The following is a 14,044-nucleotide window of genomic DNA, read 5'->3' as shown; positions in this document are numbered from 1 at the left end:
TTACTCTACTTGTCGTGCGCCTGCGAGATCCAGACGGCAAATATGGACAAAACCTTCATCATTTTGTACGTAATGCTGTTGCAGCCACTGTGCGACTTCTTCTGCGACTGCCATTTCATGACAAATCGCAAAGAGTGTGGGGCCTGAACCGGAAATACTGCATACCAGTGCGCCCAACTTTTTGACTGCTTCGCGTGCGTTGGCAAAACCGGGCAAGAGTTGAGTGCGATACGGCTCTGCAACAACATCTTTTATCAATTTGACAGCCAGATCTGATTGTTGGGTATGGCAGGCATGAATGAAACCGGAAAAATAACGTCCGTGATCAATGATGTCCTTGCGGGAGTAATGCTGCGGCAGGATCGCCCTGGCTTCTGCCGTAGAAACTTTGATGCCGGGATAAGCCATTACCCATAACCAATCATCAAATGCAGGCACTGTCTGGCAAAGAGGTTCATCCTGAGACAATATCAGCTGTAATCCCCCCAAATAGCAGGGAGCGACATTATCGTAGTGAACACCGCCAGAAATGCGTCCTTCTAATTCTCCCATCATGTCCAGCAATTGGTTGCGGCTAAAAGGACGGCCTTCATATTCATTCAAGGCCACCAAACTGGCGACCACAGAACAGGCACTGGAGCCTAATCCTGAACCAATCGGCATGTTTTTCTCTAATGTCATGGCAACGGTGAGCTCTTTTCCCAGCCGTTGACAAAAAAGCTGCCAGCATTGATAGACAATATTATGTTTTGGATCGGCAGGTAGTTTGCCGACAAATCGTCCTTTGTTATTCAGACTGAAACTTTCAGCTTTACTTACGGAGACACAATCTCCAAGCAACGAGCCATCAACGGGAGAAACCGCTGCGCCAAGCACATCAAATCCGACGCCAACGTTCCCGATAGAGGCAGGCGCATAAACCCTGACAACCATTAAACCCCCAATTTCCATGACAGAGTGCGTAATATATCAGCAAAAACCCCTGCTGCCGTCACATCATTCCCTGCACCATAACCACGCAACACCAGCGGTATGGGTTGATAATAACGGGTATAGAAAGCCAGTGCGTTTTCACCATTTTTGACTTTATAGAGTGGATCGTTGCCGTCAACAGCGACAATTTTCACCATACAACGGCTTTGTTCGATGATGCCAACATAACGTAAAACTTTTCCTTGTTCTGCTGCATCTGCCGCACGTTGACTGAATTCCTGATCCAACTGCGGTAAATGTTGCAGGAACTTGTCGACATTGCCACTGGAATCGAATGAAGCTGGCAATACGGGTTCAACATGGATATCTTCCAGCTCCATTTCATAACCTGCTTCACGGGCTAGAATCAGCAGCTTGCGGGCAACATCCATGCCGGAGAGATCATCTCGTGGGTCTGGCTCCGTAAAACCTTTCTCTTTCGCCAGCAGGGTGGCCTGTGAAAGCGTCATGCCTTCATCCAGCATACCGAAGATGTAGGAAAGAGAACCAGACAGAATGCCGTTGAATTGGACTAATTCATCGCCTGCATTGAGCAGATTCTGTAAGTTTTCAATAACAGGCAACCCGGCACCTACATTGGTGTCATACAGGAATTTACGCTTTGATTTTTCTGCGGCCTGACGAATTTGGCGGTAATAGTTCATCGACAGGGTATTGGCTTTTTTATTCGGTGTGACAATGTTAAAGCCGTCGCTGAGGAAGCTGACATATTGCTCTGCAATGGCTTGATTGGATGTACAGTCAACAATGACCGGATTCAGCAAATGGTACTCTTTTTCAAGGCGGATCAACCGACTCAGGCTAAAAGGTTCAGTTGCCTCTGAGAGTGCCTGTTGCCAATTATCCAGACAAATTCCTTGCATGTCGGTTAACAAAGCGCGGGAATTAGCGATACCACAAACCCGTAGTTCAATGTGTTTTTGCTTGAGCCATGCTTGCTGGCGGCGGATTTGTTCTATCAACGCATTTCCTACACCACCCACGCCGACAACGAAGACTTCAACCACTTGTGCGGTGTTGAACAGCATTTGGTGACAGAGCCGAACCGCAGTCGTTGCCGCATCATTCTCAATGACAGCGGAAATGGAACGCTCAGAAGATCCCTGTGCAATAGCGATAATGTTGATATTAGCGCGTGTCAATGCGGAGAAGAAACGGGCAGAAATACCCCGCTGAGTGCGCATGCCATCTCCAACCACAGAAATAATGGCAAGGTTATCCATTACGTCAATCGGATCAAGCACCCCATCTTTCAATTCCAGATAAAACTCTTCCGTTAATGCTTTTTGCGCCTTCTCCAGCTCTTTTTGCGGTACACAGAAACTGATGCTGTACTCCGACGAAGACTGCGTGATCAATACAACGGAAATACCTTTGCGAGACATAACGGAAAAGACCCGTGCTGCCATCCCGACCATGCCCTTCATACCGGGGCCGGAAACGTTGAACATTGCCATGTGGTTCAGATTGGTGATGCCCTTAATCGGCATGTTCCCGTCTTTTTGATCATCATCAATGCGTTCATTGCCAATGTCATTGCCAATGAAAGTACCCACCGCATCAGGATTGGCCGTATTTTTGATCAGGCAAGGAATTTGAAATTGGGCGATAGGCGCAATGGTGCGGGGATGAAGGACTTTAGCACCAAAATAAGAGAGTTCCATCGCTTCTTGGTATGACATGCTTTTCAGCAAGCGGGCATCAGCAACTGCTCTTGGGTCGCAAGTATAAACGCCATCTACGTCAGTCCAAATCTCGCAGCAGTCTGCCCGTAAACATGCCGCCAGCACTGCGGCTGAATAGTCAGAGCCGTTGCGTCCCAATACCACCAATTCACCGTTTTCATTGCCAGCGGTGAAACCTGCCATCAGGATAATATGGTCAGAAGGAATGTTAAGTTCCGCAATCCTCTTGGAAGACTCAAGAATATCAACGGTAGATTCAAGATAATGCCCATGTGCCAGGAGGTTTTTGACGGGATCAATCACAGTTACTTTATGACCACGGGCCTGTAATACCGCTTCCATAATGGCAATCGATAGTTTTTCGCCACAGCAGATCAGAGATGCGTTAATACTATCAGGGCACTGTCTCAACAAGGAAATGCCATGCAGGGCTTGTTTCAGATAGGCGAGTTCGCGTTCCACGACACCTTTCAGACGTTCATAAGCAAATCCTGCTTGTTGTTCTTTCAATCCCGACAGCAAATCGGCAAAAATTTGGGTAGCATCGCTAATATTGGAAACAATATCTTGCCCTGCGACCGTTTTTTCGATCATCGCCACGAGGTGGTTGGTAATCTTTGCCGGTGCAGAGAGCACCAGGGCAACTTGCCCAAGGAGTAACTCATTCTCGGCGATATTTGCAACACTCAGTACACGCTGGTGATTTGCAACTGAGGTGCCCCCAAATTTCAGTACTCGCATTAACATTCTTCTCCTTATTTTTGTCCAAAAAAAAAGCCCGTATCTTGTGGGATACGGGCTTATTATTGTTTTATGTGTATGCGTCAGCCCGCACCGCAACTCATGGTTCCGGTGGTAATCGTAGTGGTGGTTTTTGTAGTAACCATTTTTTTCGGGCTGTTATGGCGCATAGTTTCCTGTCTGTCTTTTAATTTGTCTGACCCCCTATTGGTTAAATTAAACTGTGGTCAATGTCAAATATTTTTTATGGCGAAAGCAGAAAAAAGCGTCATTTTCCGTACTGTAATTATTCAAAATATGACAAAAGGGACACACCATTATCTGGCAGGTTTGGTTATTTTCTAGCATTTAATTTCACAAAAAACATATTTTGTAATTGTTTTATCTTTATGATAAAAACATGCGTGTTTAGACGTTTGAGAGCTGAGTCAACCCTTTCTGCTATTCAGGTTTTCACGATAGCTGTTAACATATTTCATTCAAATTAATAACAAATGTTCTAAACTAAAATTAACAATTGCAATTAATGTTAACGTGCTACAATTGATTTTGATATGTATCAACAAAAGTTAGTTTTTTTAGAAGGCAAATGCATTACTAGCTGTTATATTGCTGTTAATAGACTAATATAGTGCCTTGTTTAAATCGGGTTTTTCGGGTATGTACCCTCCAAAAAAAGCAACGCTGGCTTTTAGCGTAAAACATATCAAAACATTTATTTTGGGCATGAGCTGGTTTTCTGTGAATCAGAACAAGATCAGCGTATTTTCTTTTAATAATAACAGCTTATGTCATACAGATTCTGTTTTTTAGCGATTTTAGGTAGCAACCATGCAAACCCCGCACATTTTGATTGTTGAAGACGAAATTGTCACACGCAATACCCTCAAAAGCATTTTTGAAGCTGAAGGGTATGTCGTTTATGAAGCCACTGACGGCTCAGAAATGCACAACATTCTGTCAGATAACGATATCAATTTAGTGATTATGGATATCAATCTGCCAGGTAAGAATGGGTTACTTCTTGCTCGTGAATTACGTGAGCAGGCAAATGTCGCGCTGATGTTCTTAACAGGCCGTGACAATGAAGTGGATAAAATTCTTGGCCTTGAGATCGGCGCTGATGATTATATCACCAAGCCATTTAACCCACGTGAATTAACCATTCGCGCCCGTAACTTGCTTTCTCGAACAATGAATCTGAACCATTATTCAGATGATGTGCGTCGTCAAATTGAAAGTTACAAGTTCAACGGATGGACGCTGGATATCAATAGTCGTTCTTTGGTTAGCCCAATGGGAGATCAGTACAAGCTGCCACGCAGTGAATTCCGTGCGATGCTTCATTTCTGTGAAAATCCAGGAAAAATTCAGACCCGTGCAGAATTGCTGAAAAAAATGACGGGCCGTGAACTGAAACCTCACGATCGTACCGTTGATGTCACTATCCGCCGTATTCGTAAACATTTCGAATCGATCTCAGATACCCCGGAAATTATTGCGACCATCCACGGTGAAGGTTATCGTTTCTGTGGTGATTTAGAAGACTAATCAATACCGCCATAGATGTTTTGCTGTATTTGTCAAAAAGCCCCGTATGTCTTATGGCATCAGGGCTTTTCTTTTTGGCTATTGCTTGCTTTATGGAGTACTTATTCTTTCCACGGCATGATCGGCACGGCGCTGATTGCATTCTTGGGAGAACCATCGATCACTTTGTCAGAGTAAGTTAAATAAATCAGTGTATTACGTGTAGGATCATAGAATCGCACAACCTGAAGTTTTTTAAATACTAAAGAAGTACGTTTCTGGAAGACAACTTGTCCTTTCTTGGGCGATTTTTTTATCTTCTCTGCCAATTCAATCGGGCCAACCTGTTGACAGGATATAGCTGCATCAGATGTATCTTCAGCCAATCCCAGACCTCCCTTAATTCCCCCTGTTTTAGCTCGGCTCAGATAACAGGTAACATTTTTAACATCAGGGTCATCAAAGGCCTCTATCACTATTTTGTTATCAGGGCCAAAAAGTTTGAACACGGTATCGACAGAACCGATCTCTTCAGCATGCAGAACTACAGGAGAAAAGAGTAAGGCGGCCGCTATCACTATTTTCTTCATTGTTACCATATTTAGTCCATTTGAATTAAATAAATGCAGTGAAAATATCTATCATTAACATATAATGTAAATCAATAGTTCTAATGTAATCATTTTCACCATGAATGCACTTGTAATAAAAAATCATGGCATTATAGCTGAATATGCACTCAAAACGAGCCGATTGTGGTTTTTTAATCCACCTCTATTGGCGCGTTTCTTTCTGAAAGGCTCTTAAAATAGAGCTAATTTTTAGAAATTCCCCATGGTTGCTGAGGCTAACAGGATATCCAGTCAATTGGTTGTCGATTTATTTTTTATTTAAGTTCATAGTGTTACTTAATCCATCAAGACAGTACTTGACATATCATCAGGTCTGCCATTAATTTATTCCAAGTCTAAACTTGTTTAATTTTGTTGGTGATTTATTTGAAACATAAATGTAACAACGATCGTGCCGAACAGAATATAGTTTAGTTGTTTATTATTTAGATTGCGATTTATTCTATTGAGTAATAATAAGTTTCGTAACTGATTTTCTAAGATAGAACGACTGCTATCACGATAAGACACAAGGGACGGCTTTCAATGTAAAAAGCCTGTATTCTGCCTGAACGGTAGGTAAGCCGTATCTTAAAAACATGTTGTTATCTTTGGGGAAATATAAGTATTGATTATAAATAAGACGACAGAATATATACATTCGGAAAAATATTTTGGTTTTCAGGCTAATAAGTAAGTTGTTTTACATTTATATGATTTTCTTTTTGTCTTAACGACTTAGGGAGATGTATGGATCAAACCAACATCATTCGGGATTTGCTGCATTGGGTAGACAATAACTTAGATCGTCCATTGTCCCTTGATAATGTTGCAGCGAAAGCGGGTTACTCCAAGTGGCATTTACAGCGTATGTTCAAGGAAGTGACTGGTCAGGCAATTGGCTCCTATATCCGCGCAAGACGATTGTCCAGAGCTGCTGTTGCATTACGTTTAACCAGCCGCCCTATTTTGGATATTGCTTTGCAATATCGCTTTGATTCTCAGCAAACTTTTACCAGAGCTTTCAAAAAGCAGTTCGATCGAACGCCAGCATCTTACCGCCGAAGCGACGAGTGGTATGCCAAGGGGATATGCCCACCTATTTTGCTGGATAATAAACCGTTGCCGGCACACAAATTCGTTACATTGGAAGATAAACTGCTTATTGGTACTGAGCATACCTGTAGCTATGTGCTTGAACAGTGGTCTGAAGCTTGCAAAAATATGCGTTATAACTTTTGGATTAACTATTTACAGAACGCTGAAGTATTACCACCCAGACTTTATGGGCTACACCATACTGCGCCTAGTGTTGAGCATGAGGAAGAACAGACAGTTTTCTATACCACTGCAATAGAGCCTGAATACGCTACCTTTGATACCAAGGGCAGTAGCCCGGTTATCCTGCCTGGCGGAGATTATATTTCGTTCAGTTATTTTGGTGATAAAGAGCAATTACAAGAGTTCCTCTTTACAATTTATGGCGTTTGTCTGCCTGTATTAAACATCACTCGCAGAAAGGGATACGATGTCGAGCGATATTACCTCACTAACCTTGAATGGAAAAATCTTGGGAATGAGTCTCAAAACCATATTGTGGAATTTGAGTATCTCATCCCAATTGAGCGTTAACCTTGTAATTCATCCAAGGCGGGCATATCCAGATGTGTAATATCGCCCGCCGTTTCAACAATCCAGCCTGAAGCAAGCCATGGGCTATCCTGATAATCTACCCGTGAGATAGAGCAGTTTCTTAACCTCAGGCGACGTTCTGAATTGGCCGGAAGGCCCAAAATTGAACAGACTAAACTAACAAGTGCTATGCCATGACTCACCAGTAAAGGGCGACTTCCTGCGGGCAGATTGAGGCAACTTTCCAATGCAGCTCGCATACGTACAGATAATTCATTCATCGATTCACCTTCTGGGATTCGCCCATTTGGTGTACCATCGACAAGACTTTTACGCCAGAATTCCTCTTCCGGTGTGAGGGAACTCAGTTCGCGATTTTCCAGCACTCCCATATGTAACTCGCGCAAACGCGGTTCCAATATAATGTCGCATCCACAGGCTTTAGCGATGATTTCTGCGGTTTGTCGTGTTCGACCAAGGTCACTGGTGATAACATGCGTAATGTTTTCTGATTTGACTCTCTGTGCGACCAGATGAGCCTGACGCCGACCAATTTCAGTCAAAGGACTGTCGGATTGTCCCTGAATACGACGAGCCACGTTCCATTCGGTTTCGCCATGACGAACAAGATAGACCTGTAACATAGTTATTTTCCGTTATACTGCATCATGAAATAATTCAAAGGATAATTTATTTATTATGTACCACGTTATTGCAGCAACAACTAACCCTGCGAAAATAAAAGCGATTAGCCTTGCATTCGATGATGTTTTTGGCCCAGGTACTTACCGTATAGAAGATGTCAATGTAGACAGCAGTGTACCTCAACAACCTATTGGCAATACTGAAACCCGCACAGGTGCCCGTCATCGAGTTATGGCCGCCCGTCAGGTTCGGCCTGAAGCTGACTTTTGGGTTGGGGTTGAAGCTGGAATTGAAGATGACATGACGTTTGCCTGGATGGTGGTTGAGCACAAACAAATTCGGGGAGAATCGCGTTCTGCCAGTCTGATGCTGCCTGAAAAAGTATTGGAAGGCATTCGTGAGGGACGCGAACTTGGCCACGAAATGGCTGGCGTAGCTGGCATCGATAATATCAAGCAGAAAGGTGGTGCAATTGGCTTTTTCACCAACGGTATTCTGACTCGCACCAGTGTGTATCATCAGGCTCTGATACTGGCTCTTGTACCTATCCATCATGAAATTTACAAAGAGTTAAATAACTAATCTTAACAGTACGTTATATTTAACGGGTACTGTTTCCAATAGCATAGTTTTTCCGGGAACGTGGCTTTTCCAAAAACATAGCTTTTCCAAGAAATAAGCTGTTTGGGGTCATGGCTGGATGACCCCGAATAACGTTTGTCCTGTTATCTTACACTGACTATTTTGATAACTTAATAGTGGTTATTTTAACAACTGCATTTCCAGCCACTCTTTAACATGGGCTGGCGCTGTTTTTAAGCTGTTGGAACCACGCGTAATGGTGGCAATACCAACACTGAGCTCGTCTTTTAGTTCACGCTGACTCATTTGCCCACGCATCAATTCCTGAATAATCCGAACCCGGGTTGATAAAGCTGTACGCTCATCGGGGGTCAATAATAGTTGTAAAATAGAATGTTGCAAATTTTGTTCAAATGCTGTTTGTAACAACCCCACAAAAGTGAGCCAGTCATCACCATCTTCCGGGGAAATAGCCGGATCAATCAAATGATTTTGTGCCATAATTCATTGCCATACTATTTAACTAGTACGGCAGCATATCATATTTGAATTGCTTCATAAATTAATAACGTTTTTGCCATTCAGAATCAGTCAGCACGTTCGACGTTTTTCCCATAAAATTATGATAAAACATATCGTAGGCAAGAACATTTTTGACATAAGAGCGTGTTTCAGAGAAAGGGATGCTCTCAATAAAGGCTATAGGATCAATGCGTCCGGAAGTATTAGCCAGCCAACGATCAACATTCGTCGGGCCGGCATTATAGGCGGCACTGGCAAGAATACGGTTATTGCCAAAACGCTGGTAAACCGAGTCCAAATAAGCGGTGCCAATTTTAATATTCATGACTGGATTCATTAACTGACGGCTGTTGGCATAGCCTTGAATTTTTTGACTCTTCACCGTATGTTCGGCGGTTTTTGGCATGATTTGCATTAATCCACTGGCTCCTTTAGAAGAACGCGCTTGTGGATTCCAGGCACTTTCCTGACGGGCAATTGCCATCGCATAACTTTGTGAAATATTTTTGTCTGACGTAAAGCTCGCAAATTCGTTTTGCCATGCCAGTGGGAAACGTTCTTCAAGATGATCCCACATTTTTCCCGTAATGGTGGCCTGCACACTCAGTCCCGGCCAATGCTGTTCAAACGCATAACGTGCTAATTGCTCCTGCTTCAAGCGATTTTGGGATGAAACCAAGCTAACCCATTCTGAACGAGCCAAATCATCCATGTTCCAATACAGTAATTCATGGATACGCTTAATTGCAGGCATATTGGCAATGGAAGCATCAGGTCTTTCTGATTTATTGATCATCAAGGGGTAGGGAATATGTAATTTCTGGGCAGCTACCATCGGATAAAAACCACGGTGCCCAGTCAGCTTGCGCAATATCGCACTTCCTTCTGCGTTCATTCCTTGGTTGAGCAGGATCATGGCACTCCAATATTGCCACTCATCTTGCTGCAAACTTGTTTTTGGCAGCAACAAAAGCCATTTCTCAAGTTCAGCATAATTATCATCTCGCAATGCCAAACGGGCACGTCGTTCAAGCAATTTATCAGATTGTGAGTTCTGAATGACCTCATCCCGCCATTTTGCCTGTTCTGGCGTGATATCTCCCATCAATTGCCAGGCTACGATATCTTTTAATTGTTGCCGCTCGGTATCATTCATTTTCTGTGCACGAACAAATGCAGGAATATTAACTCTGGCAAGCTCAGCATCTTTGCGGGCGAAACGCGAAAAGACAGTCATGACAACCGAACGGGTGAAATCTGTTGGTGTCACGGTTGTGGCAAATTGTTCAATCAATGCAGGATCTTGTTGCAGCTTGATCAAACGGGAACCTAATTCCTGATAATCTAATGGCAAGCGTTTGGCAAGATAGGTAACGAGAGCGGGGTTATTTGTTTTCATTGCCAATTCAATACGTTGCAAAATGAGATTTGCAGAGAGATATCCAGCTCGCTCCCAAACATCGAACAGCTTATTGCAATTGTCAGGCAATGAATTGCCATTCAGCCAAATCTTTTGGGCGCCAGTCCATGCAACTTGCTGGTGGCCTGTGGCCCATTGGGCAAAGTAATAATCGCAGCGTTCTGTAATCGAACTTGGGGGATTGGGGCTGAATGCTAAAATGCCGGCCCAGTCACCATTGTTGGCCAGTATATCAATAAATCTGGATGTCAGTGAACGTGCGGATGGCAGCGTCGGATTAGCATTAACAAAGTGCTGAACTTGCTGGGGAGTAGCGATTGCCAAATCTTGAGTTAACTGGCGATATTCAAGATAGGGATATAGTGGATAATCTTTCAGCGTTGGCATCAGGTGTGCAACCTCGGCCATATTTTTGGCATCCCATGCCTGTTTTATTTCTTGATAGCGTTGGCGCTGAGCATCCAGAGAGTCAGCATGTGCTGCTCCTGCAACAACAGAAACCATACTTACAGCTATTGTAAAATGCTGCCACTTACTCATTGCCACATACCCCTCTGGAAGACTACTATCAGTGCTCAAATGCACAATGCCTAAATGCATTGCCAAAATATAGTGTAATTATAATCATATTATTGGTGTGATTTATTACAACTGATGAATGCAAAAGGGAATGTTGGGTTAACCCTGATTAGGTAACAACACGATACGTAAAATTTAGGGTAAAATACGCTCTCCAAGCCGCATAAGCGCAAATGAATCTCAAAATTTCCTGATTAATTAAAAGGTAAAATACATTGGCTCAATATGTTTATAGTATGCACCGGGTTGGTAAGATTGTTCCCCCGAAAAGGCATATTCTGAAAAATATCTCTCTAAGTTTTTTCCCTGGAGCAAAAATTGGTGTTCTTGGCCTTAATGGTGCGGGTAAGTCAACTTTGCTGCGCATTATGGCAGGTATTGATAAAGATATTGAGGGCGAAGCTCGCCCACAACCTGGTATTAAAATTGGGTATTTGCCGCAGGAACCTAAGCTCAATCTTGAGCATACTGTGCGTGAAGCAGTGGAAGAAGCCGTCAGCGAAGTTAAAAATGCACTAACACGCCTTGATGAAGTTTATGCCGCTTACGCTGATCCTGATGCGAATTTCGATAAGCTGGCAAAAGAGCAAGGTGAGCTGGAAGCGATTATCCAATCTCATGACGGACACAACTTGGATAACCAACTTGAGCGAGCGGCTGATGCTCTGCGTTTGCCTGCATGGGATGCCAAAATTGAACATCTGTCCGGGGGAGAACGCCGTCGTGTAGCTATCTGCCGCCTGCTGCTGGAAAAACCAGACATGCTGCTGCTCGATGAACCCACTAACCACCTTGATGCTGAATCTGTCGCGTGGCTGGAGCGCTTCCTGCATGATTATGAAGGCACAGTGGTTGCGATTACCCACGACCGTTACTTCCTTGATAACGTTGCTGGCTGGATCTTGGAACTTGACCGTGGTGAAGGTATTCCATGGGAAGGTAACTACTCTTCGTGGCTGGAGCAAAAAGATGCGCGTCTGGCACAGGAAGCCGCTTCAGAAGCAGCTCGCCGTAAATCCATTGAGAAAGAACTTGAATGGGTTCGCCAAAATCCGAAAGGGCGTCAGGCAAAAGGCAAGGCACGTCTGGCTCGCTTTGAAGAACTTAATAACGTTGAATACCAGAAACGTAATGAAACCAGTGAGCTGTTCATTCCACCCGGCCCACGTTTGGGTGACAAAGTGCTGGAAGTTGCCGATCTAACGAAGTCTTATGGTGATCGCGTTCTGATCGATAACTTAAGTTTCTCCCTGCCGAAAGGGGCGATTGTTGGGATCATCGGCCCGAACGGTGCGGGTAAGTCAACATTGTTCCGTATGTTGTCTGGTCAGGAACAGCCTGATTCTGGCTCAATTACACTGGGTGAAACCGTTAAATTGGCTTCTGTTGATCAGTTCCGTGACAGCATGGATGACAGCAAAACCGTTTGGGAAGAAGTTTCTGGCGGTCAGGACATCATGCGTATCGGCAACTTTGAAATTCCAAGCCGTGCGTATGTTGGGCGCTTTAACTTCAAAGGGGTAGATCAGGGCAAACGCGTAGGTGAATTGTCTGGTGGTGAGCGTGGTCGTCTGCATTTATCCAAACTGCTACAAGTTGGCGGTAACATGTTACTGCTGGACGAACCAACCAACGATTTGGATATTGAAACGCTGCGCGCGTTGGAAAACGCCTTGTTGGAATTTCCGGGCTGTGCAATGGTTATTTCCCATGACCGTTGGTTCCTTGACCGTATCGCGACGCACATCATTGACTATCAGGATGAAGGTAAGGTGTCCTTCTTTGAAGGAAACTTCAGCGAATACGAAGATTACAAGAAGCGGACTCTGGGAGCTGAAGCGCTGGAGCCTCACCGCATTAAGTATAAGAAGATCAGCAAATAAGTTTGATAGAAAAAAGGACCTGATATCAGGTCCTTTTTTACTAATCATGACACGTTTGATAACTACTGCACTAAAACACGTTGATCCAGTATAGACTCATACGTTTTAATGGCTTTTCCACTTGCTAACGTGATAATGCTATCTGCATGTCGTATCAAGCGGCTATCCTGTGAAGCGATGACAACCGTGCCTTTCTGTTCATGTGCAATAAACTTAAAGATGTTAATGAACGTCTGAAATGCTTGATGATCTAGATTACGTGTCGGATCATCGGCAAATAAATATTCAGGTCTTCTGACGATGGCTTTTGCCATTGCAGCCAGTTGTTTCTCATTTTCAGACAGTTCCCCTGGGTAATAACGGCTTTTATCGCCTAATTTCACAATATCCAACGATTTTTGTGCGATTTTTTCTGCTTGCTCGCGGGAAAGCGATAATTCATAAGAAGTTGATAATAACAAGTTATCTAACAATGTGAGTTCACTGAATAAATTGAAGTCTTGGAAAATGAATCCACTGTTTTCAGCATGAAATTTGCCTAATTCTATATCATTCATTAGTTTCAGCTTGTTATTATTAATTAATACATCTCCTTGATCTGGTTGTAACATACCCGAGGTAATCGACAATATTGTACGGTTGGTCGATGCTCTCGGCCCTGTTATCAAAGTAATTTCACCTGGTATAATAGAAAATGTGATATCTGAAATCATTTCATGATTAACTGTAGTATCAGTTAAACCATATGAAATATTGATAACCTCAATCGATTTAAATTGATTTAAGTTCATATTCTCAACACAATTAGGTTAAAAGATTAAAGCTTTTTCCTTAACATATGCTGTCTAAGTTTCTTCGCAATAACACTAATGTCCGTCTGGTATTGTGCGAATAAAAATAGTCTATATGTGAAACATCTTCACTACGGATATGCTCATCTTATGTCAATTATTATTTACAATGACTATCTAATAAATGAGATATTTCTTAGTCTTAGAATAAAAAAATCAAGAATGTTAATTAATTATGCTTAAAAACAAAAACCAAACTAAATAAAAATAGCATAAATTCTTCTGTCTTTATTCCATTTTGATAATAAGGAAAAAATTCATTTCATATTTCATTAATACTTTAATGTTATCTTGGTATTACCTCCATTATTGTTTAAAACACCTAGAATATTTGTGGGATTATTACTGCCTACTAACTTTTATATAAATA

Annotated in this window: 11 protein-coding genes and 1 other annotated feature; of the genes, 4 read left to right on the top strand and 7 right to left on the bottom strand. The window is 42.8% G+C overall.

Going from position 1 to position 14,044, the window contains the following annotated elements; genetic code table 11:
• Positions 1–951: a homoserine kinase gene (gene thrB / locus AB204_RS16780; RefSeq protein WP_047964522.1), complete on the bottom strand. Its 951-nt coding sequence runs from the start codon at positions 949–951 to the stop codon at positions 1–3.
• Positions 933–3,419, bottom strand: coding sequence for a bifunctional aspartate kinase/homoserine dehydrogenase I (gene thrA, locus AB204_RS16775; RefSeq protein WP_047964540.1), 2,487 nt, complete (start codon positions 3,417–3,419; stop codon positions 933–935). The genes thrB and thrA overlap by 19 nt, the downstream gene beginning before the upstream one ends.
• 26 nt (positions 3,420–3,445) lie before the next feature.
• Positions 3,446–3,565, bottom strand: a sequence feature (Thr leader region).
• Between the two features lie 685 nt (positions 3,566–4,250).
• On the opposite strand from thrA, the gene arcA reads away from it, so the two are divergent.
• The gene (gene arcA / locus AB204_RS16765) at positions 4,251–4,970 is read left to right on the top strand and encodes a two-component system response regulator ArcA (RefSeq protein WP_047964520.1); all 720 of its coding nucleotides are present in this window, start codon (positions 4,251–4,253) and stop codon (positions 4,968–4,970) included.
• A 101-nt stretch (positions 4,971–5,071) separates the two neighbouring features.
• On the opposite strand, the gene creA is transcribed toward arcA, so the two are convergent.
• Positions 5,072–5,548: a protein CreA gene (creA, locus tag AB204_RS16760; protein WP_084728597.1), complete on the bottom strand. Its 477-nt coding sequence runs from the start codon at positions 5,546–5,548 to the stop codon at positions 5,072–5,074.
• 762 nt (positions 5,549–6,310) lie between these two features.
• On the opposite strand from creA, the gene robA reads away from it, so the two are divergent.
• Positions 6,311–7,192 carry an MDR efflux pump AcrAB transcriptional activator RobA gene (gene robA / locus AB204_RS16755; protein WP_047964519.1) on the top strand — a complete coding sequence of 294 codons (882 nt, stop codon included), beginning with the start codon at positions 6,311–6,313 and terminating at the stop codon, positions 7,190–7,192.
• Here robA and gpmB read toward each other — a convergent pair.
• Positions 7,189–7,836 (bottom strand): 2,3-diphosphoglycerate-dependent phosphoglycerate mutase GpmB, encoded by a 648-nt coding sequence (gpmB, locus tag AB204_RS16750; RefSeq protein WP_047964518.1) that lies wholly within the window; start codon positions 7,834–7,836, stop codon positions 7,189–7,191. The genes robA and gpmB overlap by 4 nt on opposite strands.
• Positions 7,837–7,891: 55 nt before the next feature.
• Here gpmB and yjjX point away from each other — a divergent pair, with 55 nt between their 5' ends.
• The gene (yjjX, locus tag AB204_RS16745; RefSeq protein WP_047964517.1) at positions 7,892–8,419 is read left to right on the top strand and encodes an inosine/xanthosine triphosphatase; all 528 of its coding nucleotides are present in this window, start codon (positions 7,892–7,894) and stop codon (positions 8,417–8,419) included.
• A gap of 180 nt (positions 8,420–8,599) precedes the next feature.
• Here the strand turns inward: yjjX and trpR are convergent, their stop codons facing one another.
• Together trpR and sltY are read right to left on the bottom strand one after the other, a co-directional pair.
• Positions 8,600–8,920 carry a trp operon repressor gene (trpR, locus tag AB204_RS16740; RefSeq protein WP_047964516.1) on the bottom strand — a complete coding sequence of 107 codons (321 nt, stop codon included), beginning with the start codon at positions 8,918–8,920 and terminating at the stop codon, positions 8,600–8,602.
• A gap of 61 nt (positions 8,921–8,981) precedes the next feature.
• A complete protein-coding gene (gene sltY / locus AB204_RS16735) occupies positions 8,982–10,901 on the bottom strand; it encodes a murein transglycosylase (protein WP_047964515.1) in 1,920 nt (639 codons plus the stop codon).
• 254 nt (positions 10,902–11,155) lie between these two features.
• Here sltY and ettA point away from each other — a divergent pair, with 254 nt between their 5' ends.
• Positions 11,156–12,823, top strand: coding sequence for an energy-dependent translational throttle protein EttA (gene ettA / locus AB204_RS16730; protein WP_072061466.1), 1,668 nt, complete (start codon positions 11,156–11,158; stop codon positions 12,821–12,823).
• A gap of 62 nt (positions 12,824–12,885) precedes the next feature.
• Here the strand turns inward: ettA and AB204_RS16725 are convergent, their stop codons facing one another.
• Positions 12,886–13,536 (bottom strand): ATP-binding cassette domain-containing protein, encoded by a 651-nt coding sequence (locus AB204_RS16725; protein WP_235428119.1) that lies wholly within the window; start codon positions 13,534–13,536, stop codon positions 12,886–12,888.
• Positions 13,537–14,044 lie beyond the last annotated feature (508 nt).

The sequence above is a fragment of the Xenorhabdus khoisanae genome (assembly GCF_001037465.1).
Classification (GTDB): Bacteria; Pseudomonadota; Gammaproteobacteria; order Enterobacterales; family Enterobacteriaceae; genus Xenorhabdus; species Xenorhabdus khoisanae.
The sequence above is the reverse complement of the archived record's forward strand: the minus strand, read 5'-3'. Positions and strand labels throughout refer to the sequence as shown.

What these genes read in the sequence shown, in the direction of transcription:
- robA (WP_047964519.1), top strand. Translation starts at nt 6,311, where the DNA reads ATGGATCAAACCAACATCATTCGGGATTTGCTGCATTGGGTAGACAAT.
- creA (WP_084728597.1), bottom strand. Translation starts at nt 5,548, where the DNA reads ATGGTAACAATGAAGAAAATAGTGATAGCGGCCGCCTTACTCTTTTCT.
- yjjX (WP_047964517.1), top strand. Translation starts at nt 7,892, where the DNA reads ATGTACCACGTTATTGCAGCAACAACTAACCCTGCGAAAATAAAAGCG.
- thrB (WP_047964522.1), bottom strand. Translation starts at nt 951, where the DNA reads ATGGAAATTGGGGGTTTAATGGTTGTCAGGGTTTATGCGCCTGCCTCT.
- arcA (WP_047964520.1), top strand. Translation starts at nt 4,251, where the DNA reads ATGCAAACCCCGCACATTTTGATTGTTGAAGACGAAATTGTCACACGC.
- trpR (WP_047964516.1), bottom strand. Translation starts at nt 8,920, where the DNA reads ATGGCACAAAATCATTTGATTGATCCGGCTATTTCCCCGGAAGATGGT.
- thrA (WP_047964540.1), bottom strand. Translation starts at nt 3,419, where the DNA reads ATGCGAGTACTGAAATTTGGGGGCACCTCAGTTGCAAATCACCAGCGT.
- AB204_RS16725 (WP_235428119.1), bottom strand. Translation starts at nt 13,536, where the DNA reads ATGATTTCAGATATCACATTTTCTATTATACCAGGTGAAATTACTTTG.
- gpmB (WP_047964518.1), bottom strand. Translation starts at nt 7,836, where the DNA reads ATGTTACAGGTCTATCTTGTTCGTCATGGCGAAACCGAATGGAACGTG.
- sltY (WP_047964515.1), bottom strand. Translation starts at nt 10,901, where the DNA reads ATGAGTAAGTGGCAGCATTTTACAATAGCTGTAAGTATGGTTTCTGTT.